Annotated in this window: 22 protein-coding genes and 4 tRNA genes; all 26 read right to left on the reverse strand. The window is 55.3% G+C overall.

Annotation, left to right across the window (positions count from 1 at the left end; genetic code table 11):
* Positions 1 to 7 precede the first annotated feature (7 nt).
* Entirely contained in the window at positions 8 to 340 is a 333-nt protein-coding gene (rplV, locus tag B0W55_RS15335) for a 50S ribosomal protein L22 (RefSeq protein WP_003103908.1), read from the reverse strand.
* Positions 341 to 351: 11 nt separating this feature from the next.
* A complete protein-coding gene (gene rpsS / locus B0W55_RS15340; protein ID WP_002555486.1) occupies positions 352 to 627 on the reverse strand; it encodes a 30S ribosomal protein S19 in 276 nt (91 codons plus the stop codon).
* Positions 628 to 643: 16 nt separating this feature from the next.
* Positions 644 to 1,468, reverse strand: a complete 825-nt coding sequence (rplB, locus tag B0W55_RS15345) for a 50S ribosomal protein L2 (RefSeq protein WP_003186055.1) — start codon at positions 1,466 to 1,468, stop codon at positions 644 to 646.
* A gap of 14 nt (positions 1,469 to 1,482) precedes the next feature.
* Positions 1,483 to 1,782, reverse strand: a complete 300-nt coding sequence (gene rplW, locus B0W55_RS15350; protein ID WP_002555488.1) for a 50S ribosomal protein L23 — start codon at positions 1,780 to 1,782, stop codon at positions 1,483 to 1,485.
* Entirely contained in the window at positions 1,779 to 2,381 is a 603-nt protein-coding gene (rplD, locus tag B0W55_RS15355) for a 50S ribosomal protein L4 (RefSeq protein ID WP_007924200.1), read from the reverse strand. Before rplD ends, rplW begins: the two co-directional genes overlap by 4 nt.
* Positions 2,382 to 2,393: 12 nt before the next feature.
* Positions 2,394 to 3,029, reverse strand: coding sequence for a 50S ribosomal protein L3 (gene rplC, locus B0W55_RS15360; RefSeq protein ID WP_003186059.1), 636 nt, complete (start codon positions 3,027 to 3,029; stop codon positions 2,394 to 2,396).
* An 80-nt stretch (positions 3,030 to 3,109) separates the two neighbouring features.
* Complete coding sequence (rpsJ, locus tag B0W55_RS15365) at positions 3,110 to 3,421, reverse strand: 30S ribosomal protein S10 (protein ID WP_003186070.1); 312 nt, start codon at positions 3,419 to 3,421, stop codon at positions 3,110 to 3,112.
* A 156-nt stretch (positions 3,422 to 3,577) separates the two neighbouring features.
* Positions 3,578 to 4,771 carry an elongation factor Tu gene (gene tuf / locus B0W55_RS15370; protein ID WP_008065716.1) on the reverse strand — a complete coding sequence of 398 codons (1,194 nt, stop codon included), beginning with the start codon at positions 4,769 to 4,771 and terminating at the stop codon, positions 3,578 to 3,580.
* A gap of 30 nt (positions 4,772 to 4,801) precedes the next feature.
* Positions 4,802 to 6,907 carry an elongation factor G gene (gene fusA, locus B0W55_RS15375; RefSeq protein WP_046815908.1) on the reverse strand — a complete coding sequence of 702 codons (2,106 nt, stop codon included), beginning with the start codon at positions 6,905 to 6,907 and terminating at the stop codon, positions 4,802 to 4,804.
* A 30-nt stretch (positions 6,908 to 6,937) separates the two neighbouring features.
* The gene (rpsG, locus tag B0W55_RS15380) at positions 6,938 to 7,408 is read right to left on the reverse strand and encodes a 30S ribosomal protein S7 (protein ID WP_002555493.1); all 471 of its coding nucleotides are present in this window, start codon (positions 7,406 to 7,408) and stop codon (positions 6,938 to 6,940) included.
* 119 nt (positions 7,409 to 7,527) lie between these two features.
* Entirely contained in the window at positions 7,528 to 7,899 is a 372-nt protein-coding gene (gene rpsL / locus B0W55_RS15385) for a 30S ribosomal protein S12 (RefSeq protein ID WP_003186084.1), read from the reverse strand.
* 216 nt (positions 7,900 to 8,115) lie between these two features.
* Complete coding sequence (gene rpoC, locus B0W55_RS15390) at positions 8,116 to 12,315, reverse strand: DNA-directed RNA polymerase subunit beta' (RefSeq protein ID WP_077046801.1); 4,200 nt, start codon at positions 12,313 to 12,315, stop codon at positions 8,116 to 8,118.
* A 64-nt stretch (positions 12,316 to 12,379) separates the two neighbouring features.
* Positions 12,380 to 16,453: a DNA-directed RNA polymerase subunit beta gene (gene rpoB, locus B0W55_RS15395; RefSeq protein ID WP_008018199.1), complete on the reverse strand. Its 4,074-nt coding sequence runs from the start codon at positions 16,451 to 16,453 to the stop codon at positions 12,380 to 12,382.
* Positions 16,454 to 16,673: 220 nt separating this feature from the next.
* On the reverse strand, positions 16,674 to 17,039 hold the full coding sequence (rplL, locus tag B0W55_RS15400) for a 50S ribosomal protein L7/L12 (RefSeq protein WP_077046802.1): 366 nt from the start codon (positions 17,037 to 17,039) through the stop codon (positions 16,674 to 16,676).
* A 75-nt stretch (positions 17,040 to 17,114) separates the two neighbouring features.
* Positions 17,115 to 17,615, reverse strand: coding sequence for a 50S ribosomal protein L10 (gene rplJ / locus B0W55_RS15405; RefSeq protein ID WP_007970413.1), 501 nt, complete (start codon positions 17,613 to 17,615; stop codon positions 17,115 to 17,117).
* A 198-nt stretch (positions 17,616 to 17,813) separates the two neighbouring features.
* Positions 17,814 to 18,509, reverse strand: coding sequence for a 50S ribosomal protein L1 (gene rplA, locus B0W55_RS15410; RefSeq protein ID WP_077046803.1), 696 nt, complete (start codon positions 18,507 to 18,509; stop codon positions 17,814 to 17,816).
* Complete coding sequence (rplK, locus tag B0W55_RS15415; RefSeq protein WP_007933726.1) at positions 18,509 to 18,940, reverse strand: 50S ribosomal protein L11; 432 nt, start codon at positions 18,938 to 18,940, stop codon at positions 18,509 to 18,511. The genes rplA and rplK overlap by 1 nt, the downstream gene beginning before the upstream one ends.
* 117 nt (positions 18,941 to 19,057) lie before the next feature.
* A complete protein-coding gene (gene nusG / locus B0W55_RS15420) occupies positions 19,058 to 19,591 on the reverse strand; it encodes a transcription termination/antitermination protein NusG (protein WP_007957598.1) in 534 nt (177 codons plus the stop codon).
* A gap of 9 nt (positions 19,592 to 19,600) precedes the next feature.
* Complete coding sequence (gene secE / locus B0W55_RS15425) at positions 19,601 to 19,969, reverse strand: preprotein translocase subunit SecE (protein WP_077046804.1); 369 nt, start codon at positions 19,967 to 19,969, stop codon at positions 19,601 to 19,603.
* Positions 19,970 to 20,014: 45 nt separating this feature from the next.
* Positions 20,015 to 20,090: transfer RNA gene (locus tag B0W55_RS15430), tRNA-Trp, on the reverse strand.
* Positions 20,091 to 20,262: 172 nt separating this feature from the next.
* A tRNA-Thr gene (locus B0W55_RS15435) sits at positions 20,263 to 20,338 on the reverse strand.
* Positions 20,339 to 20,364: 26 nt separating this feature from the next.
* Positions 20,365 to 20,438 (reverse strand) — tRNA-Gly (locus tag B0W55_RS15440).
* 24 nt (positions 20,439 to 20,462) lie between these two features.
* Positions 20,463 to 20,547 (reverse strand) — tRNA-Tyr (locus tag B0W55_RS15445).
* Positions 20,548 to 20,689: 142 nt separating this feature from the next.
* Positions 20,690 to 21,130, reverse strand: coding sequence for a hypothetical protein (locus tag B0W55_RS15450; protein WP_077046805.1), 441 nt, complete (start codon positions 21,128 to 21,130; stop codon positions 20,690 to 20,692).
* 7 nt (positions 21,131 to 21,137) lie between these two features.
* On the reverse strand, positions 21,138 to 21,887 hold the full coding sequence (locus B0W55_RS15455; RefSeq protein ID WP_077046806.1) for a pantothenate kinase: 750 nt from the start codon (positions 21,885 to 21,887) through the stop codon (positions 21,138 to 21,140).
* On the reverse strand, positions 21,877 to 22,836 hold the full coding sequence (gene birA, locus B0W55_RS15460; RefSeq protein ID WP_077046807.1) for a bifunctional biotin--[acetyl-CoA-carboxylase] ligase/biotin operon repressor BirA: 960 nt from the start codon (positions 22,834 to 22,836) through the stop codon (positions 21,877 to 21,879). The genes B0W55_RS15455 and birA overlap by 11 nt, the downstream gene beginning before the upstream one ends.
* Between the last annotated feature and the right edge of the window lie 135 nt (positions 22,837 to 22,971).

Raw genomic sequence — 22,971 nt, forward strand, 5'->3', positions numbered from 1 at the left:
GACTCCGTTACTTGTCAGCAACCTTGACAGTGATATGGCAAGACCGCTTGACGATGCGATCAGCACGGCCTTTGGCACGTGGCATGATGCGCTTCAGCGAACGCCCTTCGTTGACGAAAACGGTGCTGACCTTGAGGTCATCAACGTCTGCGCCTTCGTTATGCTCGGCGTTGGCTACGGCCGACTCCAGCACTTTCTTCATGATCTCGGCGGCTTTCTTACTGCTGAAAGCCAACAGGTTGAGCGCCTCGCCCACCTTCTTCCCGCGGATCTGGTCGGCGACCAAGCGGGCTTTCTGGGCGGAGATTCGAGCGCCCGACAACTTAGCGGCTACTTCCATTTCCTAACCCCTTAACGCTTGGCTTTCTTGTCTGCCACGTGCCCGCGATAAGTGCGGGTACCGGCGAACTCGCCCAGTTTGTGGCCGACCATGTCTTCGTTCACGAGAACTGGGACGTGCTGACGACCGTTGTGTACTGCGATGGTCAGACCGACCATTTGTGGCAGGATCATCGAACGGCGCGACCAGGTTTTCACTGGTTTGCGATCGTTCTTTTCCGCCGCCACTTCGATCTTCTTCAGTAGGTGAAGATCGATAAAAGGACCTTTTTTCAGAGAACGTGGCACTGTCGTATCCCTCTATTTACTTGCGACGACGGACGATCATTTTGTCGGTACGCTTATTACCACGAGTCTTCGCGCCCTTAGTCGGGAAGCCCCATGGCGATACCGGATGACGACCACCAGAGGTACGACCTTCACCACCACCATGTGGGTGGTCAACCGGGTTCATGGCAACACCACGAACGGTTGGGCGAACGCCACGCCAGCGTTTGGCACCAGCTTTACCCAGCGAACGCAGGCTGTGCTCGGAGTTCGAGACTTCACCCAGGGTCGCGCGGCATTCAGCCAGCACTTTACGCATCTCACCAGAACGCAGACGCAGGGTCACGTAGACACCTTCACGAGCGATCAGCTGAGCCGAAGCACCAGCGGAACGAGCGATCTGAGCGCCTTTACCTGGCTTCAATTCGATGCCGTGTACGGTGCTACCAACTGGAATGTTACGCAGTTGCAGAGCGTTGCCCGGCTTGATCGGTGCCAGAGCACCTGCGATCAGCTGGTCGCCAGCACTCACGCCTTTAGGGGCGATGATGTAGCGACGCTCGCCATCTGCGTACAGCAGCAGAGCGATGTGAGCAGTACGGTTTGGATCGTATTCGATACGCTCGACAGTGGCAGCGATGCCATCTTTGTCGTTACGACGGAAATCGACCAGACGATAATGCTGCTTATGACCACCACCGATGTGACGAGTGGTAATACGGCCATTGTTGTTACGACCACCAGACTTCGATTTCTTCTCGAGCAGCGGTGCGTGAGGAGCGCCTTTATGCAGCTCCTGGTTGACCACCTTGACCACAAAACGGCGGCCAGGGGAAGTCGGTTTGCATTTAACGATTGCCATGATGCACCCCTTCCTTACTCAGCACTGCTGCTGAAATCGAGATCTTGGCCTGGCTGAAGGGAGATAACTGCCTTCTTCCAGTCATTACGCTTGCCCAGACCGCGAGCAGTGCGCTTGCTCTTACCCAGAACATTCAGGGTAGTAACACGCTCTACTTTCACGCTGAACAGGCTTTCGACGGCCTTCTTGATTTCCAGCTTGGTTGCGTCAGTAGCAACCTTGAAAACGAACTGGCCTTTCTTGTCTGCCAGAACCGTAGCCTTCTCGGAAACGTGCGGGCCAAGCAGAACTTTAAATACGCGTTCCTGGTTCATCCCAGCAGCTCCTCGAATTTCTTCACGGCCGACACGGTGATCAACACCTTGTCGTATGCGATCAGACTAACTGGATCGGAACCTTGCACATCACGTACATCTACGTGCGGCAGGTTGCGAGCAGCCAGGTACAGGTTCTGATCAACAGCGTCCGACACGATCAGAACGTCGGTCAGGCTCATGTTGTTCAGCTTGCCCAGCAGGTCTTTGGTTTTCGGCGTTTCAACAGCGAAATCCTGAACCACAACCAGACGATCAGTACGCACCAGCTCAGCAAGGATGGAACGCATTGCTGCGCGATACATTTTCTTGTTCAGCTTCTGGGAGTGATCCTGAGGACGAGCTGCGAAAGTGGTACCGCCGCCACGCCAGATTGGGCTACGGATAGTACCGGCACGAGCACGGCCAGTACCTTTCTGACGCCATGGGCGCTTACCGCCACCAGAAACGTCGGAACGGGTCTTTTGCTGCTTGCTACCCTGACGGCCGCCAGCCATGTAGGCCACGACTGCTTGGTGAACCAGCGTCTCGTTGAATTCGCCGCCAAATGTCAGTTCGGAAACTTCGATCGCTTGAGCGTCATTTACATTTAATTGCATGTCAGCTTCCCCTTAACCGCGAGCCTTGGCTGCTGGACGTACAACCAAGTTGCCGCCAGTAGCGCCAGGAACAGCGCCCTTGACCAACAACAGATTGCGTTCAGCGTCCACGCGCACTACTTCGAGGGACTGCACGGTCACGCGCTCAGCGCCCATATGACCGGACATTTTTTTGCCCTTGAATACACGACCAGGAGTCTGGCACTGGCCGATAGAGCCTGGAACGCGGTGGGATACGGAGTTACCGTGGGTGTTATCTTGCCCGCGGAAGTTCCAACGCTTGATCGTACCCTGGAAGCCTTTACCCTTGGACTGACCGGTTACATCAACCAGTTGACCAGCGGCGAAGATTTCAGCATTGATCAGATCGCCGGCCTGGTACTCGCCTTCTTCAAGGCGGAATTCCATTACGGTACGACCAGCGGCAACGTTCGCCTTGGCGAAGTGGCCAGCCTGAGCTGCTGTTACACGCGAAGCGCGACGCTCGCCGACAGTGACTTGCACTGCACGATAGCCATCGGTCTCTTCAGTTTTGAACTGGGTGACGCGATTCGGCTCGATCTCAATGACCGTGACCGGAATGGAGACACCTTCTTCGGTGAAAATACGGGTCATACCGCATTTACGACCGACTACACCAATAGTCATGTTGTAAACCTCATGAGTGTACGGGGCTTTCACCCGCTATGGCCGCCCATTTCAGAGCGTTACACGACTAAGACCGAGTCTTAGCCGAGGCTGATCTGCACTTCCACACCGGCCGCAAGATCGAGCTTCATAAGTGCATCAACGGTTTTATCCGTTGGCTGAACGATGTCCAGAACGCGCTTATGAGTACGGATCTCGTACTGGTCACGCGCGTCTTTGTTGACGTGCGGGGAGACCAGAACGGTGAACCGCTCTTTACGGGTAGGCAGTGGAATTGGACCACGCACTTGAGCACCAGTACGTTTCGCGGTTTCCACGATTTCCTGGGTTGATTGGTCGATCAGGCGATGGTCGAAAGCCTTCAACCTGATACGGATTTGCTGATTTTGCATTGGATTTCAGACTCCGGCTGCTATTCCCACCGGGCGCAATACGCCCGTTAAAAGGAGGCGCAATTCTATAGACGCCCCAGATAGGTGTCAACCCAATAAAAAAGCCCCCGCTGAGCGGGGGCTTTTTCAAAGCATCGAAGCTAACTCAAAAAGAGCTTACTCGATGATTTTTGCTACAACGCCAGCACCTACGGTACGGCCGCCTTCACGGATTGCGAAGCGCAGACCGTCTTCCATTGCGATGGTTTTGATCAGGGTAACAGTCATTTGAATGTTGTCACCTGGCATTACCATTTCAACGCCTTCTGGCAGCTCGCAGTTACCGGTCACGTCAGTAGTACGGAAGTAGAACTGTGGACGGTAGCCTTTGAAGAACGGAGTGTGACGACCGCCTTCTTCCTTGCTCAGAACGTAAACTTCTGCGGTGAACTTGGTGTGCGGCTTAACCGAACCTGGCTTAACCAGAACCTGACCACGCTCAACGTCGTCACGCTTGGTGCCGCGCAGCAGAACGCCGCAGTTCTCGCCAGCACGACCTTCGTCGAGCAGCTTGCGGAACATCTCAACACCGGTGCAGGTGGTGGTGGTAGTGTCACGCAGACCAACGATTTCCAGTGCATCTTGAACGCGAACGATACCGCGCTCGATACGACCAGTCACAACAGTACCGCGACCGGAGATCGAGAATACGTCTTCGATTGGCATCAGGAATGGCTTGTCGATAGCACGCTCTGGCTCTGGGATGTAGGTATCCAGAGTCTCAACCAGCTTACGAACGGCAGTGGTGCCCATTTCGTTGTCGTCTTTGCCTTCCAGCGCCATACGAGCAGAACCGATGATGATCGGAGTGTCGTCGCCTGGGAAGTCATAGGTGGACAGCAGGTCGCGAACTTCCATCTCAACCAGTTCCAGCAGCTCAGCGTCGTCTACCAGGTCTGCCTTGTTCAGGAAAACCACGATGTACGGAACGCCTACCTGACGGGACAGCAGGATGTGCTCACGGGTTTGTGGCATCGGACCATCAGCGGCCGAGCAAACCAGGATCGCGCCGTCCATCTGAGCAGCACCGGTGATCATGTTCTTCACGTAGTCAGCGTGACCTGGGCAGTCAACGTGAGCGTAGTGACGAATGTTCGAGTTGTACTCGACGTGCGCGGTGTTAATGGTGATACCGCGAGCTTTTTCTTCTGGTGCGCTGTCGATCTTGTCGAATTCAACTACGGCCGAACCGAAAACTTCGGAGCAGACGCGAGTCAGAGCAGCGGTCAGAGTGGTTTTACCGTGGTCAACGTGGCCGATGGTGCCAACGTTTACGTGCGGTAGGGAACGATCAAATTTTTCTTTAGCCACGACAATTAACTCCTTGCCTAAAGGACTGAATCAGCCTTGTTTTTTGGTAACGGTTTCGACGATGTGCGACGGAGCCGTATTGTATTTTTTGAATTCCATAGAGTAGCTTGCGCGACCCTGGGACATCGAACGAACGTCGGTCGCATAACCGAACATCTCGCCCAACGGAACTTCAGCACGGATAACCTTACCGGAAACCGTATCTTCCATACCCAGAATCATGCCGCGACGACGGTTAAGGTCGCCCATCACGTCACCCATATAGTCTTCAGGCGTAACAACCTCTACTGCCATGATCGGCTCGAGCAACTCACCACCGCCCTTCTGGGCCAGTTGCTTGGTCGCCATGGAAGCAGCCACCTTAAACGCCATCTCGTTCGAGTCGACGTCGTGGTAAGAACCATCAAACACGGTAGCCTTCAGGCCGATCAGCGGATAGCCGGCAACAACACCGTTCTTCATCTGCTCTTCGATACCCTTCTGGATAGCCGGGATGTATTCCTTAGGAACCACACCACCCACTACTTCGTTCAGGAATTGCAGACCTTCCTGACCTTCGTCAGCAGGTGCAAAACGAATCCAGCAGTGACCGAACTGGCCACGACCGCCGGACTGACGAACGAACTTGCCTTCGATTTCGCAGCTCTTCGTGATGCGCTCACGATAGGAAACCTGAGGCTTACCGATGTTGGCTTCGACGTTGAACTCACGGCGCATCCGGTCAACCAGGATGTCCAGGTGCAGCTCGCCCATGCCAGAGATGATCGTTTGACCAGTCTCTTCATCAGTCTTGACGCGGAAAGACGGGTCTTCCTGAGCAAGTTTGCCCAGAGCGATACCCATTTTTTCCTGGTCATCCTTGGTCTTAGGCTCAACGGCAACCGAAATAACCGGCTCCGGGAAGTCCATGCGAACCAGGATGATTGGCTTGTCAGCGTTGCACAAAGTCTCACCAGTGGTGACGTCCTTCATGCCGATCAAGGCCGCGATGTCGCCAGCGCGCACTTCCTTGATTTCTTCACGGGCGTTTGCGTGCATTTGCACCATACGACCCACACGCTCTTTCTTGCCTTTAACCGAGTTGATCACGCCGTCGCCGGATGCCAACACGCCCGAGTAAACGCGGACGAAGGTCAAGGTACCCACGAATGGGTCGGTAGCGATCTTGAACGCCAGAGCCGAGAACGGCTCGTTGTCGTCTGCATGACGCTCCATTTGCTTTTCCTCGTCATCCGGGTCAGTACCCTTGATGGCAGGAATGTCGGTGGGAGCAGGCAGGTAGTCGATAACGGCGTCGAGAACCAGGGGAACACCCTTGTTCTTGAAGGAAGAACCGCAAACAGCCAGAACGATCTCACCAGCGATAGTACGCTGACGCAGAGCGGCCTTGATTTCCTCGATGGAGAGCTCTTCGCCTTCGAGGTACTTGTTCATCAGCTCTTCGCTGGCTTCAGCCGCAGCCTCAACCATGTTGCTGCGCCACTCTTCAGCCAATTCCTGCAGTTCAGCAGGGATAGCTTCGCGACGCGGAGTCATGCCCTTGTCAGCATCGTTCCAGTAAACCGCTTCCATGGTCATCAGATCGATCTGACCCTGGAAGTTGTCTTCGGAACCAATGGCCAACTGAATCGGCACCGGCGTGTGGCCCAAGCGCTGCTTGATCTGAGCGATCACGCGCAGGAAGTTGGCGCCAGCACGGTCCATTTTGTTCACGTAGACAATACGTGGAACACCGTACTTGTTGGCTTGACGCCATACGGTTTCGGACTGAGGCTCAACACCCGAAGTACCACAGAAAACAACGACCGCGCCGTCGAGTACACGCAAGGAACGCTCAACTTCAATGGTGAAGTCTACGTGACCCGGGGTGTCAATGACGTTGAAGCGGTATTGGTCTTTGTGCTGCTTCGCAGAACCCTGCCAGAAGGCGGTAATAGCAGCAGAAGTAATGGTAATACCACGCTCCTGCTCCTGCACCATCCAGTCTGTGGTCGCGGCGCCGTCATGCACCTCGCCCATTTTGTGACTTTTGCCAGTGTAAAAAAGGACGCGCTCGGTGGTGGTGGTTTTACCAGCATCCACGTGAGCTACGATACCAATGTTACGGTAGCGATTAATCGGTGTAGTACGAGCCATAAAGCCCTCGCAAAATTAGTGACGCTAAAATTAGAAGCGGTAGTGCGAGAAAGCTTTGTTAGCTTCAGCCATACGGTGCACGTCTTCACGCTTCTTAACTGCAGCACCTTTACCTTCGGCAGCGTCCAACAGTTCGCCAGCCAAACGCAGAGCCATAGACTTCTCGCCGCGCTTACGGGCGAAGTCTACCAACCAGCGCATTGCCAGAGCGTTACGACGGGACGGACGAACTTCAACCGGAACCTGGTAAGTAGCACCGCCAACACGGCGCGACTTCACTTCGACCAGCGGAGCGATGGCGTCGAGAGCTTTCTCGAAGATTTCCAGGGGGTCGCTGTTCTTGCGTTCTTTAACCTTTTCCAGCGCGCCATAAACGATACGCTCGGCAACGGCTTTCTTGCCGCTTTCCATTACGTGGTTCATGAACTTGGCCAGGATTTGGCTTCCGTATTTTGGATCGTCAAGCACTTCGCGCTTGGCTGCTACGCGTCTTCTTGGCATGGATAAGCCCTCAAACGGTCTTCAGGTTCGCTCGGAATTGGTGCCCTTCAAGGGACGCCTCCGACCTTACTCTTATCGACTCAGAAAAATAGAAATCAGTTTTTTGCAGCAAGCGACTATTACTTCGGACGCTTGGTACCGTACTTCGAACGACCCTGGTTACGACCTTTAACGCCGGAGGTATCCAAAGAACCGCGAACGGTGTGGTAACGAACACCTGGCAAGTCTTTTACACGACCGCCGCGGATCAGCACCACGCTGTGCTCTTGCAGGTTGTGGCCTTCACCGCCGATGTACGAGGAAACCTCGAAACCGTTGGTCAGACGCACACGGCATACTTTACGCAGTGCCGAGTTAGGTTTTTTCGGCGTAGTGGTGTACACACGGGTGCACACGCCACGACGTTGCGGGCAGTTCTGCAGCGCAGGCACGTCGGATTTCTCGACGATACGCTTACGCGGCTGACGTACCAGCTGGTTGATAGTTGCCATCTACTAGCTCCACTGTTGTCTTGCGACGCTATTGTCTTGCAAGAAAAGCAAAATGGCAGGAACGAATCCCCGCCAAATTTAGGGGTACAAGAGTCTAAAGAGGATCTTGCCCCCAGTCAAGGCAAGGCCCCGCCCTCCCCGCTCATCCAACCTCGACAAATTGTCTCGATTCGATGAGCGGAGCGACCAGGGCCTCACGCTCATTTACCGCGGAACTCAGTTACCGCTCGAGTTCAGCGCTTCGGTCAGTGCAGCTTCCACTTCACTGGCGCTCACGCGCAACGGCTTGTCTGCATCACGGCGACGCTTACGCTCGCTGTGATACGCCAGACCGGTACCAGCCGGGATCAGACGACCCACGACCACGTTTTCTTTCAGGCCGCGCAGATAATCGCGCTTGCCGGTTACCGCCGCTTCGGTCAGTACGCGGGTGGTTTCCTGGAAGGAAGCCGCCGAGATGAACGATTCGGTGGACAACGACGCCTTGGTGATACCCAGGAGAACGCGAGTGAACTTGGAGACAAACTTGTCTTCGTTGCTCAAACGCTCGTTCTCTACCAGCACGTGAGTCAATTCCATCTGGTCGCCCTTGATGAAACTCGAATCGCCGGATTCAGCGATTTCAACTTTACGCAACATCTGACGCAGGATGGTCTCGATGTGCTTATCGTTGATCTTAACGCCCTGCAGACGGTAAACGTCCTGAATCTCGTTAACAATGTACTTGGCCAGCGCACTCACACCCAGCAGACGCAGGATGTCGTGTGGATCGCTCGGGCCGTCGGAGATAACTTCGCCGCGGTTTACCTGTTCGCCTTCGAAGACGTTGAGGTGACGCCACTTCGGAATCAGCTCTTCATACGGATCGCTGCCGTCGTTCGGCGTGATAACCAGACGGCGCTTGCCCTTGGTCTCTTTACCGAACGCAATGGTGCCGCTGACTTCAGCCAGAATCGACGCTTCTTTCGGACGACGGGCTTCGAACAAGTCGGCAACACGCGGCAGACCACCGGTGATGTCACGGGTCTTCGAAGTTTCTTGCGGAATACGAGCGATAACATCACCGATCGCAATCTTCGCACCGTCCGCAACACCGACCAGGGCGTTCGCGGGCAGGAAGTACTGAGCGATAACGTCAGTGCCTGGCAGCAACAGATCCTTGCCGTTGTCATCAACCATCTTCACGGCTGGACGAATGTCTTTACCAGCAGCTGGACGGTCTTTGGCATCGAGTACTTCAATGTTGGTCATACCGGTCAATTCGTCAGTCTGACGCTTGATCGTGATGCCTTCTTCCATGCCCACGTAGGTCACGGTACCTTTCATTTCGGTAACGATCGGGTGAGTGTGCGGATCCCACTTGGCAACGATTGCGCCAGCGTCGACCTTGTCACCTTCCTTAACCGAAATCACAGCACCGTACGGCAGCTTGTAACGCTCGCGCTCACGACCGAAGTCATCCGCGATAGCCAGCTCACCGGAACGGGAAACGGCAACCAGGTGACCATCCACTCGCTCAACGTGCTTCAGGTTATGCAGGCGGACAGTACCGCCATTCTTCACCTGAACGCTGTCGGCTGCGGAGGTCCGGCTTGCCGCACCACCGATGTGGAACGTACGCATCGTCAGCTGGGTACCCGGCTCACCGATGGACTGGGCAGCGATAACGCCGACCGCTTCACCGATGTTCACCTGGTGACCACGAGCCAGGTCACGGCCGTAGCACTTGGCGCAAATGCCGTAGCGGGTTTCGCAGCTGATCGGCGAACGCACGATCACTTCGTCGATGCTGTTCAGCTCGATGAACTCGACCCACTTCTCGTCTACCAGGGTGCCGGCAGGAACGATGACATCCTCGGTACCTGGCTTGAATACGTCACGGGCGATAACACGACCCAATACGCGCTCACCCAACGGTTCTACAACGTCACCGCCTTCAATGTGCGGAGTCATCAGCAGGCCGTGTTCGGTGCCGCAATCGATCTCGGTTACAACCAGATCCTGCGCCACGTCTACCAGACGACGAGTCAGGTAACCGGAGTTCGCCGTTTTCAACGCGGTATCCGCCAGACCTTTACGAGCACCGTGAGTGGAGATGAAGTACTGAAGTACGCTCAAACCTTCACGGAAGTTCGCAGTAATCGGCGTTTCGATGATAGAACCGTCCGGCTTGGCCATCAGGCCACGCATACCGGCGAGCTGACGGATCTGCGCAGCAGAACCCCGTGCGCCCGAGTCGGCCATCATGTACATCGAGTTGAAGGATTCCTGATCGACTTCGACGCCATGACGGTCGATGACTTTCTCTTTCGAGAGGTTAGCCATCATCGCCTTGGAAACTTCGTCGTTCGCCTTGGACCAAAGGTCGATCACCTTGTTGTACTTCTCGCCCTGGGTTACCAGGCCGGACGCGTACTGGCTCTCGATCTCTTTCACTTCGTCGGTGGCAGCACCGATGATGCGGGCTTTTTCATCCGGGATAACGAAGTCGTTAACGCCGATGGAAACGCCGGAAATGGTCGAGTAAGCAAAACCGGTGTACATCAACTGGTCAGCGAAGATCACGGTCTCTTTCAGACCAACAACGCGATAGCACTGGTTGATCAGCTTGGAGATCGCTTTCTTCTTCATCGGCAAGTTGACGACGTCGAAGGACAGACCTTTTGGCACAACCTGGAACAACAGCGCACGGCCGACAGTGGTGTCGACGATACGGGTGTTGGTCACGCTGCCGCCGTCACGATCGTTGACGGTTTCGTTGATCCGCACTTTGACTTTAGCGTGCAGTGCGGCTTCGCCGGCACGGAACACACGGTCAACTTCCTGCAGATCCGCGAACACACGACCCTCGCCCTTGGCGTTGATCGCTTCACGAGTCATGTAGTACAGACCCAATACAACGTCCTGCGACGGAACGATGATCGGCTCACCGTTGGCTGGCGACAGGATGTTGTTGGTCGACATCATCAACGCACGCGCTTCCAACTGGGCTTCCAGGGTCAGCGGTACGTGCACGGCCATTTGGTCGCCGTCGAAGTCGGCGTTGTACGCAGCACAGACCAACGGGTGAAGCTGGATAGCCTTACCTTCGATCAGTACCGGTTCAAACGCCTGGATACCCAGACGGTGAAGGGTCGGTGCACGGTTGAGGAGAACCGGGTGTTCACGGATTACTTCTGCGAGAACGTCCCAAACTTCCGGCAGCTCACGCTCGACCATCTTCTTGGCTGCTTTGATGGTGGTCGCCAGACCACGCATTTCCAGCTTGCCGAAAATGAACGGTTTGAACAGCTCGAGAGCCATTTTCTTCGGCAGACCGCACTGGTGCAGACGCAGGGTCGGACCTACGGTAATTACCGAACGACCGGAGTAGTCAACACGCTTACCGAGCAAGTTCTGACGGAAACGACCCTGTTTACCCTTGATCATGTCAGCCAGGGATTTCAGAGGACGCTTGTTGGAACCGGTGATAGCGCGGCCACGACGACCGTTGTCGAGCAGCGCGTCGACGGCTTCCTGCAACATACGCTTTTCGTTGCGCACGATGATGTCCGGAGCGGACAGATCCAGCAGGCGCTTCAAACGGTTGTTACGGTTGATCACTCGACGATACAGATCGTTGAGGTCGGAAGTCGCGAAACGACCGCCATCGAGCGGGACCAGTGGACGCAGATCTGGCGGCAGAACCGGCAGAACGGTCAGCACCATCCACTCTGGCAGGTTGCCGGAACCCTGGAAGGCTTCCATCAACTTCAGACGCTTGGACAGCTTCTTGATCTTGGTTTCGGAGTTGGTTTGCGGAATTTCTTCACGCAGACGGCCAATCTCGTGCTCCAGGTCGATAGCGTGCAGCAGTTCGCGGACAGCTTCGGCACCCATGCGGGCATCGAAATCGTCACCGAACTCTTCCAGCGCTTCGAAGTACTGCTCGTCATTGAGCAGCTGACCTTTTTCAAGGGTGGTCATGCCTGGATCGATAACGACGTAGCTCTCGAAGTAGAGAACGCGTTCGATATCACGCAGGGTCATGTCCATCAGCAAGCCGATACGGGACGGCAGCGATTTCAGGAACCAGATGTGGGCAACCGGCGAAGCCAGTTCGATGTGCGCCATACGCTCACGACGAACTTTTGCGAGCGCAACTTCAACGCCGCACTTTTCGCAGATCACACCACGATGCTTCAAGCGCTTGTACTTACCGCACAGGCACTCGTAATCCTTTACCGGGCCAAAGATCTTGGCGCAGAACAGGCCGTCACGCTCAGGTTTGAACGTACGGTAGTTGATGGTTTCCGGCTTTTTAACTTCACCGAACGACCACGAACGGATCATCTCAGGCGATGCCAATCCGATACGGATGGCGTCGAACTCTTCGACTTGACCCTGGTTTTTCAGCAAATTCAGTAGGTCTTTCAAGGCCTTTCCTCCTGGCGGAGCAGAGAGCGGGCAATCCTGCCCCGCTCTCGATTCGCGTCACGTGTTATTCGGTTTCCAGATCGATATCGATGCCGAGGGAACGAATTTCCTTGATCAACACGTTGAAGGACTCGGGCATGCCCGGCTCCATACGGTGATCGCCGTCCACGATGTTTTTGTACATCTTGGTACGACCGTTCACATCGTCCGACTTCACTGTGAGCATTTCTTGCAGAGTGTAAGCAGCACCGTATGCTTCCAGTGCCCAGACCTCCATCTCCCCGAAACGCTGACCACCGAACTGCGCCTTACCACCCAACGGCTGCTGGGTAACCAGGCTGTACGAACCGGTAGAACGAGCGTGCATCTTGTCGTCTACCAAGTGGTTCAGCTTCAGCATGTACATGTAGCCAACGGTAACCGGGCGCTCGAACTTGTTGCCGGTACGGCCGTCGGTCAGCTGCATCTGGCCGCTTTCTGGCAGGTCCGCCAGTTTGAGCATGGCCTTGATTTCGCTTTCCTTGGCACCGTCGAACACCGGAGTGGCCATCGGTACGCCGCCGCGCAGGTTTTGAGCCAGATCCAGGATTTCCTGGTCCGAGAAGTCATCGAGGCTTTCCTGACGACCGCCGATCTCGTTATAGATCTCGTGCAGGAATTTACGCAGCTCGGCAACCTTACGCTGCTCTTCGACCATGCGGTTGATCTTCTCACCCAGACCTTTGGCCGCGAGGCCCAGGTGGGTTTCAAGGATCTGACCAACGTTCATACGCGAAGGTACGCCCAACGGGTTGAGGACGACGTCGACCGGGGTGCCATTGGCATCGTGCGGCATGTCTTCAACCGGCATGATCACGGAGACCACACCTTTGTTACCGTGACGACCGGCCATCTTGTCGCCCGGCTGGATGCGACGACGGATTGCCAGGTAAACCTTGACGATTTTCAGCACGCCTGGAGCCAGGTCATCGCCCTGCTGCAGTTTGCGCTTCTTGTCTTCGAACTTGTCGTCCAGCAGACGGCGACGATCAACGATGTAGGCCTGAGCCTTCTCGAGCTGCTCGTTCAGAGCATCTTCAGCCATGCGCAGTTTGAACCACTGGCCGTGCTCAAGACCGTCGAGAACTTCATCGGTGATGTCCTGGCCTTTCTTCAGACCGGCGCCGCCTTCGGCTTTGTGGCCGACCAGCGCGGAACGCAGACGTTCGAAAGTAGCACCTTCAACGATGCGGAACTCTTCGTTCAGGTCCTTGCGGATCTCGTCCAGCTGGGACTTTTCGATCGACAGTGCACGAGCATCACGCTCAACGCCGTCGCGGGTGAAGACCTGTACATCGATGACAGTACCTTTGGTACCGGTTGGTACGCGCAGGGAAGTGTCTTTAACGTCGCTGGCTTTTTCACCAAAGATTGCACGTAGCAGCTTCTCTTCCGGAGTCAGTTGGGTCTCGCCTTTCGGAGTGACCTTACCCACCAGAATGTCGCCTGCGCCAACTTCAGCACCTACGTAAACGATACCGGCTTCGTCCAGCTTGTTCAGCGCAGCTTCACCCACGTTCGGGATGTCCGCAGTGATTTCCTCTGGGCCAAGCTTGGTGTCACGGGCCACACAGGTCAGTTCCTGGATGTGGATCGTGGTGAAGCGGTCTTCCTGAACAACACGCTCGGACAGGCAGATGGAGTCTTCGAAGTTGAAGCCGTTCCATGCCATGAACGCGATGCGCATGTTCTGACCCAGAGCCAGTTCACCCATGTCGGTGGACGGGCCGTCGGCCATGATGTCGCTACGCTGAACCCGATCACCTTTACGCACCAGCGGACGCTGGTTGATGCAGGTGTTCTGGTTGGAGCGGGTGTATTTGGTCAGGTTGTAGATGTCGACACCAGCTTCGCCGGTTTCAACTTCGTCATCGGCAACACGAACCACGATACGGCTGGCGTCGACGGAGTCGATCACGCCGCCACGACGAGCCACGACGCAAACGCCGGAGTCACGGGCTACGTTACGCTCCATGCCGGTACCGACCAGCGGCTTGTCAGCGCGCAGGGTGGGTACAGCTTGACGCTGCATGTTCGAACCCATCAACGCACGGTTGGCGTCGTCGTGCTCGAGGAACGGGATCAGCGACGCTGCAACCGAAACTACCTGCTTCGGCGATACGTCCATCAAGGTGACGTCTTCCGGCGCCTTGACGGTGAACTCGTTCAAGTGACGAACAGCTACCAGCTCGTCGATCAGCACTTTCTTGTCGTTCATCGTGGCCGAAGCCTGAGCGATCACGTGATCAGCTTCTTCAATGGCGGACAGGAAAACGATCTCGTCGGTGACCAGAGCGTCTTTCACCACACGGTACGGGCTCTCGAGGAAGCCGTACTGGTTGGTGCGCGCATAGGCCGCCAGGGAGTTGATCAGACCGATGTTCGGACCTTCCGGCGTTTCGATCGGGCAAACACGACCGTAGTGCGTTGGGTGTACGTCACGAACTTCAAAGCCGGCACGCTCACGGGTCAGACCACCAGGGCCGAGTGCAGAAACACGACGCTTGTGGGTGATCTCGGACAGCGGGTTGTTCTGGTCCATGAACTGGGACAGCTGGCTGGAACCGAAGAACTCTTTCACCGCCGCAGCCACTGGCTTGGCGTTGATCAGGTCTTGCGGCATCAGGCCTTCGCTTTCGGCCATCGACAGACGCTCTTTGACCGCACGCTCAACACGTACCAGGCCAACGCGGAACTGGTTCTCGGCCATTTCGCCTACGCAGCGAACACGACGGTTACCCAGGTGGTCGATGTCATCGACGATGCCTTTACCGTTACGGATGTCGACCAGGGTCTTCAGTACCGCGACGATGTCTTCCTTGCACAGCACGCCCGAACCTTCGATCTCGGTGCGACCGATACGACGGTTGAACTTCATCCGGCCGACCGCAGACAGGTCATAGCGCTCAGGGCTGAAGAACAGGTTGTTGAACAGGGTTTCGGCAGCGTCTTTGGTTGGCGGCTCGCCAGGACGCATCATGCGATAGATCTCGACCAGCGCTTCCAGTTGGTTGCTGGTGGAGTCGATCTTCAGCGTGTCGGAGACGAACGGACCGCAGTCGATATCGTTGGTGTACAGAGTTTCGATGCGAACAACGCCGGCCTTGGCGATTTTCGCCAGGATCTCGGTGTTCAGCTCGGTGTTGCACTCTGCCAGGATTTCGCCGGTTGCCGGATGCACGATGACCTTGGCGGTTGTGCGACCCAGGACGTAGTCCAGAGGCACATCCAACTCTTTGATACCGGCTTTTTCCAGCTGGTTGATGTGGCGAGCGGTGATACGACGGCCCTGCTCGACAATAACCTTGCCTTTGTCATCCTGAATATCGAGGACAGCGATTTCACCGCGCAGGCGCTGAGGCACCAGCTCCAGGCTCAGGGTCTCGCCCTTCACGTGGAATACGTTGGTGGTGTAGAACGCGTCCAGCACCTCTTCGGTGGTATAGCCGAGCGCGCGCAGCAGTACCGATGCAGGCAGCTTGCGGCGACGGTCGATACGCACGAATACGCAGTCTTTCGGGTCGAACTCGAAGTCCAGCCACGAACCGCGGTAAGGAATGATGCGCGCGGAGTACAGCAGTTTACCGGAACTGTGCGTCTTGCCACGGTCGTGGTCGAAGAACACGCCCGGCGAACGGTGCAGCTGGGAAACGATTACACGCTCGGTACCGTTGATTACGAAGGTACCGTTCTCAGTCATCAGGGGGATTTCACCCATGTAGACTTCTTGCTCTTTGATGTCCTTGATCGCTTTGTTCGACGATTCTTTGTCGAAAATGATCAGGCGCACTTTTACCCGCAAAGGTACGGCGTAAGTTACACCGCGCAATACGCATTCTTTGACATCAAATGCCGGTTCGCCCAGGCGATAACCGACGTACTCCAGCGCAGCATTGCCGGAGTAGCTGATGATCGGGAAAACGGATTTGAAGGCCGCATGCAGGCCCACGTCGCGGAACTGATCTTTAGTCGCTCCCGCTTGCAAGAATTCACGATACGAATCCAGCTGGATGGCCAGGAGGTAAGGCACATCCATGACGTCCGGCAACTTGCTAAAGTCCTTGCGGATACGTTTTTTCTCAGTATATGAGTAAGCCATCAGCGTTCCCCAGCTTGGTCACCTGCTTGTTTGGCCTCCCCCGACGGGAGCGGCCAGAAAATCGTGCAAACCCCATGGTTTGCGCCACCACATCGGGTGGTTACAGCTCGCTATCGACACCGACCCAGTCGGCTGCCAATAACGGAAAAAGGCCGGTGGCAAGAGCCACCAGCCATCAGCCTTTCGCTTAACGCTCGGGCTGGAAACGCAAAGTCGATGCTTACTTCAGCTCGACTTTAGCGCCTGCTTCTTCCAGAGCTGCTTTGGCTTTGTCAGCTGCGTCTTTGGCAACGCCTTCCAGAACCATTGCAGGAGCACCGTCAACTACAGCCTTGGCTTCTTTCAGGCCCAGACCGGTCAGCTCACGTACTGCCTTGATCACGTTAACTTTCTTCTCGCCAGCTTCGGTCAGCATGACGTTGAATTCAGTTTGCTCTTCAACAACAGCGGCAGCAGCAGCTGGACCAGCGGATGCAGCAGCAGCGGTAACACCGAATTTTTCTTCGAAAGCTTTGATCAGTTCAACAACTTCCATTACGGACATGTTGCCAACTGCTTCAAGGATATCGTTCTGAGAGATAGACATGAATCTAATTCCTGATATTGGGGACGGCCTACGCGACCATCGAAAAAAACAAAAAACGCGAGAAGTTGGCGAGCCTTAGGCTGCAGCAGCTTCTTTCTGGTCGCGAATTGCCGCCAGAGTACGAGCCAATTTGCTGGTTGCGCCTTGAATCACGCTCATCAGCTGAGAAATTGCTTCGTCACGGGTCGGCAGAGTTGCCAGTACGTCGATTTGGTTAGCTGCGAGGAACTTGCCCTCGAACGCAGCTGCCTTGATCTCGAACTTGTCCTGACCCTTTGCGAACTCTTTGAAAATCCGGGCAGCAGCGCCTGGATGTTCTTTGGAGAAAGCAATCAGGGTAGGGCCAGTGAACACGTCGTTGAGGACACTGAATTCAGTGTCAGCAACAGCGCGCTTGAGCAGGGTGTTACGTACGACACGTACGTATACGCCAGCTTCACGAGCCTCTTTACGGAGTCCGGTCATCGCGCCTACTGTTACGCCACGGGCATCAGCCACGACAGCGGACAGAGCGACTTTGGCAGCCTCGTTGACTTCAGCGACGATGGCCTTCTTGTCTTCGAGTTTAATTGCCACGGGTTTAACTCCTGCTTGTTACCGTTTCATCCAGTCGAAACCGGATGTCGTTTTGGTGTCTGATTCGGTAAGGAACCGGGAGCACCATCTGCGTAGGCTTGTGGTTTAAGACTTGCGTCGCCTACGGTCTTGGATAGCCCCCGCCAGGCAGGGACCCCAATTTTTCAATTGGCACAATGACTTGCGCCAATCTGTGTCTTACGCGTCCAGCGTGCTCTGGTCGATGACCAGACCTGGGCCCATAGTGGTGCTCAGGGTAACGCGCTTGACGTAGATACCTTTCGAGGAAGCTGGCTTGATGCGCTTCAAATCAGCGATCAGAGCTTCAACGTTTTCCTTCAGCTTGACGGCATCGAAGCCGATCTTGCCAACGGAAGTGTGAATGATGCCGTTTTTGTCGGTGCGATAACGAACCTGACCAGCCTTGGCGTTTTTAACCGCGGTAGCTACGTCTGGAGTTACGGTGCCAACTTTAGGGTTTGGCATCAGGCCACGTGGACCGAGGATCTGACCCAGCTGACCTACAACGCGCATGGCATCCGGGGATGCGATCACTACGTCATAGTTCAGGTCGCCGCCTTTCATTTCGGCAGCCAGGTCGTCCATACCTACGCGGTCAGCGCCGGCAGCCAGAGCGGCTTCAGCAGCCGGACCCTGAGTGAACACAGCAACGCGAACGGTCTTGCCAGTGCCGTGTGGCAGCACAGTAGCGCTACGAACAACCTGGTCCGATTTACGCGGGTCAACACCCAAGTTTACAGCAACGTCGAAGGACTCGCTGAACTTGACAGTCGACAGCTCGGCCAGCAGTGCGGCGGCATCTACAAAGTTGTAGGCCTTGCCTGCTTCGATTTTGCCGGCGATAGCCTTTTGACGCTTGGTCAGCTTAGCCATTACACACCCTCCACGTTAAGGCCCATGCTACGAGCAGAACCGGCGATAGTACGCACGGCTGCTTCCATATCAGCTGCAGTCAGATCCGCGTTTTTGGTTTTCGCGATTTCTTCCAGCTGAGCACGGGTTACGGTGCCAACCTTAACGGTGTTCGGACGAGCGGAACCGCTGGTCAGACCGGCCGCCTTCTTCAGCAGAACCGAAGCAGGGGTGGATTTGGTTTCGAACGTGAAGCTACGGTCGCTGTAGACAGTGATGATCACTGGAGTCGGCAGACCTGGCTCAAGACCCTGAGTACGGGCGTTGAAAGCCTTGCAGAATTCCATGATGTTCACGCCGTGCTGACCCAGAGCAGGACCAACAGGTGGGCTTGGGTTAGCCTGAGCGGCCTTCACTTGCAGCTTGATGTAAGCGGTAATCTTCTTGGCCATGAGGCACTCCAATTACGGGTTCAAACGCCTCGAAAGGCTCCCCGGTTACTTGCGCGTTTATCCCAGTGACGACAAAACCCCACAGCCCAGGGCTGCGGGGTTGGGATGCTTGCTCAGCTAGACCTTTTCGACCTGACTGAACTCCAACTCTACTGGAGTAGAGCGACCGAAAATGAGCACTGCCACTTGGATCCGGCTCTTCTCGTAGTTAACTTCTTCAACAACGCCATTGAAATCGGCGAATGGACCATCGTTGACACGCACGGTCTCGCCCGGCTCGAACAGCGTCTTCGGCTTCGGCTTATCGCTACCATCAGCGACACGACGCAGAATTGCTTCTGCCTCTTTGTCCGTAATTGGTGCCGGCTTATCAGCGGTTCCACCAATGAAGCCCATCACGCGAGGAGTATCCTTGACCAAGTGCCAAGTACCCTCATTCATATCCATCTGAACCAGCACGTAACCCGGGAAGAATTTACGCTCGCTTTTGCGCTTCTGGCCATTACGCATTTCAACCACTTCTTCAGTGGGAACCAGAATTTCGCCGAAGCCATCTTCCATGCCAGCCAGCTTTACACGCTCGATCAAAGAGCGCATGACATGCTTCTCGTAACCCGAGTAAGCATGCACAACATACCAACGCTTAGCCACGGGACACCCTTAACCGACAATCAAGGAAACAAGCCAGCCGAGCAGGGAATCAAGCCCCCACAACAGCAACGCCATAACCAGCACAACAGCCACAACAATCAACGTGGTCTGCGTGGTTTCTTGACGAGTTGGCCAAACGACTTTACGAATCTCGGTACGCGCTTCTTTGACCAGCACAAAGAAAGACTTGCCCTTCACTGTCTGCAAGCCTACAAAGGCGGCTAAGGCAGCGATGACAAGCAAAGCGAGCACTCGATACAGGATTGGCGAAGCAGAGTAGTACTGATTGCCAACAACGCCAACAACCACCAAAGCGACTACTACCAGCCACTTAAGCAGATCGAAGCGAGAGCCTTGAGCTTCAGCCTTAGGAGTCATCTATGAAGATCCTGTGAAAAGAAAGCCAGACACACCTGGTGAATCTGGCAGGTCAGGAGGGAATCGAACCCCCAACCTACGGTTTTGGAGACCGTCGCTCTGCCAATTGAGCTACTGACCTAAAACAAAATCAGGCCGACCATTATGCCGGCCTGAAGAAGACTTTACAACACCTACCCAATGACCTTGGCACCACACCTGCTTCCAGAGCTCACAAACACTCTTTCGCATAACGAAGCACCACTTCAGGCCATTAAAACAAAGGCAGATATTTTCATATCTGCCTTGTTATATGGAGCTCTTGAGCGGATTTGAACCGCTGACCTCACCCTTACCAAGGGTGTGCTCTACCAACTGAGCTACAAGAGCGCAACACTGTGCAAAACCTGCAAACTTGGAGCGGGTAGCGGGAATCGAACCCGCATCATCAGCTTGGAAGGCTGAGGTTCTACCACTAAACTATACCCGCGAGCGCTTGCAGCTCTCGCTAAAATGGTGGAGGGGGAAGGATTCGAACCTTCGAAGTCGTAGACGTCAGATTTACAGTCTGATCCCTTTGGCCGCTCGGGAACCCCTCCTAAGCGAGCCGGCATTCTATATTATGCCAGCCTTCTGTCAAGCATTTTCTCATTAAAAACCTGAGCTTAGCTGCGTTGACCTCACTCCTCACTGTTTACCGTTTTAGGTCTTCACTGTGGAGCGGGCGCCATTCTATGCAAACTATTCGGCAGGTGCAACCCCCTCGCAAGGCATTATTTTATGTTTTAACTCATTGAATTCTTTAGAAAGGTTTTGCAACTGCGTGTCATCCAGCCAACGCCTGCTTTCCGGGGCAATGCGCACCCAGTAGGCACCTGTATCAAGGCCTCCTTTGGATGCCACCTGAAACTTGACGTCCATGCCGACCAATCTGCGCTCCAACCCCTGAACCACATCCTGACGGCTAAAGCCCCCCAAAAAAAGGCAGCCAGGATCTGCCTGGGCGACCTTTGTCTTGTCTTTGGCCGCATCTGGAGCTTCGCTGAGCAGGCGAATGTCCTGCTGAGATCCCCGATACAAGCTCAGGGGAGTGACGTCCTTTGCGCGCAGAGGCGCCTCCTGTTGATGCCAGATGTAATAAAACACATTGAGCACAACCAGCAGCAGAAACAACCAACGCATAAAGACCTCAGGACAAAGGGCAGGCCATGGCCAAGCCAACAAACACCAGGTCAGGAACCATCCTGGCTTCAGGCACGATCTCCGACACCAGACCCGCATCCCCGCCCGTAAGAAATACCGTGAAATCCTTTCCCCAGTAGCTACGCGCCAACTCGAGCTGAGTCAGAACGAAACCTCGCAGCATAAGCGAGCAGCCGCGCTCTACCGCCTCAACCGTGGTACGCCCCGGGATGAGACTCTCCAGCGCACGCTCGGCAGCAAGATCGCCGTAACGAATTTTGCGGGTATGGGTGCGAAGCTGATTACGCATCAGCGGCATGCCAGGGCATATGAACCCACCCAAATGCTCACCGTCAGCCGCAACGAAGTCGGCAGTCACCGCAGTGCCGAAATCCAGTACCAGACAGGCGCCCGGAGCAAGATGGAAGCCTCCAAGCAAAGCTAGCCAGCGATCCAGCCCTAGCCGCTCAAACTCCTCATAACCATTACGGACTCCAGCCATCTCGCGCACCGGTGCCGCACAGACTACCGCCACATCGAACCCATCTTTCAGTAGAGAGATCAGTGCTCCGGTTTCTTCAGCAGTCCTAACACTTACCAAACGGCAGGCATTCAGAGCAAGACCATCAAATCCGTTCAAAGCCTCAAGCAATGCGAGATCCGAATCAACAACCCCCTCACCCACCACTAGCCGGGCATTTGCATCAAGCACGCGCCACTTGATAAAGCTGTTCCCGCAGTCGAGCTCAAGAATCATTACGCAACCTCAAACTCAACTCGCCACCGCTGAAGACTTTTTCCACGCCATCCACCTTCAAACGCAAGGCACCCTGGCTATCGATACCCAGCACTTCGCCATCTATTTGGTTAACACCCGCAATCAAAGACACCGCACGCCCCTGCCACAGATGATTTCGCTCCCACTCAGCCTGGATCGCCGAAAACCCATCGACCTGGTGTCGCTCCAAATACTTCTGAAGCATCACTCCAAGCTCCGCAGCCAATTGATTGCGATCAAATGCCTGACCGGCCTCCAAACGCATTGACGTCCACTGCTGGTCGACCTCACTGGTCATTCGCATGTTTACGTTAATACCGATACCAAGCACCACGTGACACACGTCAGCAGGATCGCCAACTAATTCGAGCAATATTCCAGCAATTTTCTTTCGACCCACGAGAACGTCGTTAGGCCATTTTAAACCTACACCTGGTACTCCAATCTGCTGCAGAGCCTGCATCACAGCGAGACCAACAACCAGACTCAGACCTTCAAGCTGGCGCATTCCGCCTTCAATACGAAGAACCAGGCTGTAGTAAAGGTTTTCTGCGAATGGGCTTACCCACTTGCGACCGCGCCGCCCCCGCCCGGCGGTCTGCCGCTCGGCGAGTACGACAAAGGGTGCATCCTGACGCTGCTCGATCATTCGTAGCGCCTCGGCATTCGTGGAGTCGGTCGAGTCGAACACCAGGACTGGCCAATCACAAGCCCCTGCCATTCTCCTGATCTCTACAGGATCCAGCAGTGTCAGCGGTGCGGCCAACTGATAACCGCGCCCTCGAACCTTATGAATGGATAACCCCAGCTCAGCCTCTAATTGCTGAAGCTGCTTCCATACCGCACTGCGACTCACACCCAGGGCAGCACCCAGTGCTTGACCCGAATGAAATCGGCCATCTTTAAGAAGCTTTAACAACGTCAGCATGCAAGTCTCGCCTCACAATGAGGCCCGCATGATAGCCACGCTCCGAGCAGTTGCATAGAAACGCGATGAAGTGGATTTTCTAGCGCACAAAACAAAACCCCAACTGCTTTCGCAATTGGGGTTTCGGAATTTAAT

Source organism: Pseudomonas sp. KK4, from assembly GCF_001984065.1.
Classification (GTDB): Bacteria; Pseudomonadota; Gammaproteobacteria; order Pseudomonadales; family Pseudomonadaceae; genus Aquipseudomonas.